At 52.7% G+C, this 1477-nt stretch carries 2 protein-coding genes; both read left to right on the top strand.

The features are described from left to right. Positions 1-466 precede the first annotated feature (466 nt). The gene (locus tag H145_RS24420) at positions 467-853 is read left to right on the top strand and encodes a hypothetical protein (RefSeq protein ID WP_157541845.1); all 387 of its coding nucleotides are present in this window, start codon (positions 467-469) and stop codon (positions 851-853) included. Between the two features lie 39 nt (positions 854-892). Continuing rightward, the gene (locus H145_RS0119265; RefSeq protein WP_019949778.1) at positions 893-1348 is read left to right on the top strand and encodes a macro domain-containing protein; all 456 of its coding nucleotides are present in this window, start codon (positions 893-895) and stop codon (positions 1346-1348) included. The last annotated feature ends 129 nt before the right edge of the window (positions 1349-1477 follow it).

Raw genomic sequence — 1477 nt, 5'->3', positions numbered from 1 at the left:
GGGAAAGGAGATGGGTCGCACCTCAAATTTCCCGCTTTTGTGGGAGTCTTTTCTGTTTTGCGCCTGACTGACTACTTCCTAAACAGCTTCATAATACAATAATCACACCTTGACTTCGCCCACTCAACTTTGCCCCAGCCATACCCGGAGCACCCACGGCAGCTAGTATCTACCACCGCCATGCTATTGGGTTTCGACCCTGCATTTGTGCCCTCAATTCAGGCCGGCACCAAAAGCCCGGAGAGGTGAAAATAGTACTGCTTCCAGAAGGCGCGGATACGCATCAGGTAGAAGTTAATCTGTGACTCTACGTGCGGCAGGAGCATACTGGTAAGTATGTTTGCCTCCTAGAAACCAACGGGGAAGTAGTGGCTGATAGCCTGGTGTTCTATTAAGACGCGACAATATTTGCTGCCAGCTGGGCGTCGCTTCCTACTTTGCCTGTACCTTCCCCATCGTTTCTACTATGCCGGTTTCTCTGTATCTATTGGCCCGGGAATGGCATCTTGATTCCGTTGAGCCCGGCTCGGACGCATCTGGTTTCTGGAGTGGTGACATTGGGACTTTAGATTTGACCGGTTTGCTCACCACGCCAGGCTCGCCACCATCCGCCTTTGGGTTGGATGAAACCAGTGGCCGAGCGCTGCTACGCCCGAATACGCCTGCCGGCGCAGTTCGAGATGTTGACCAGCCTGCCTTCTATTTCGAAGTGGTTGCCGTTTCCACGCAGCACCTGCAGCTGGCCCTCTGGATGTGGCATCCGCCGGTCAGTAAGCACCAGCATAAACTGACGTTTGCTTGGGTTCCGCTCGGTACATCCCCCATTGCCTCCTCTGAAATTCCCCTTTCTTAGCGGGAAGTACATGTTGTCTGACAACAATAAACGCAACCTATGCAGACGGAAAAAGGTGATTTAATCCAGAAAGCGAAAGCGGGCGAATTCGACGTAATTATCCATGGGTGTAATTGCTTCTGCACGATGGGGGCGGGTATCGCCAAGACGGTTAAACAAGTATTTCCCAGCGCCTACCAGGCTGACCTGGCAACTGTAGCCGGCGATAAAGCAAAACTGGGCACCTACTCCAGTGCCCAGGTTGAGGTCAACCATAAGGCCTTGGTTATTATCAACGCCTACACCCAATACCAGTGGCGGGGAGCAGGCCGTAAGGCCGACTATGAGGCAATCCGGCAAGTGTTCCGGCTGGTTAAAAAGCAATACGCGGGTAAGCGAGTTGGTTACCCGGCCATCGGAGCCGGTTTAGCCGGCGGAGATTGGGCTATTATCGCTGCAATTATCGAGGAAGAACTCGCCGGCGAGGAGCACGTCTTTGTGCAATGGGAAAAATAGGCCATAGTCAGATGCCGGTTTCACTCGGTGAAATATAGAAGCTGTTTAGGAAGTAGAAGATGGGGCAATTTTGCGCAGCAACAATACGGTGAAGGCCAACCAGTGCATGGCCAGCCAGTTTTGCAAGCT

Origin of the sequence: Hymenobacter aerophilus DSM 13606 (assembly GCF_000382225.1) — a bacterium.
Lineage (GTDB): Bacteria > Bacteroidota > Bacteroidia > Cytophagales > Hymenobacteraceae > Hymenobacter > Hymenobacter aerophilus.
Note: the sequence above shows the minus strand (reverse complement) of the source record. Positions and strands in the feature narration are given on the sequence as shown.

Excerpts from the sequence above, each read along its gene's own strand:
- H145_RS24420 (WP_157541845.1), top strand. The coding sequence starts at position 467 with ATGCCGGTTTCTCTGTATCTATTGGCCCGGGAATGGCATCTTGATTCC.
- H145_RS0119265 (WP_019949778.1), top strand. The coding sequence starts at position 893 with ATGCAGACGGAAAAAGGTGATTTAATCCAGAAAGCGAAAGCGGGCGAA.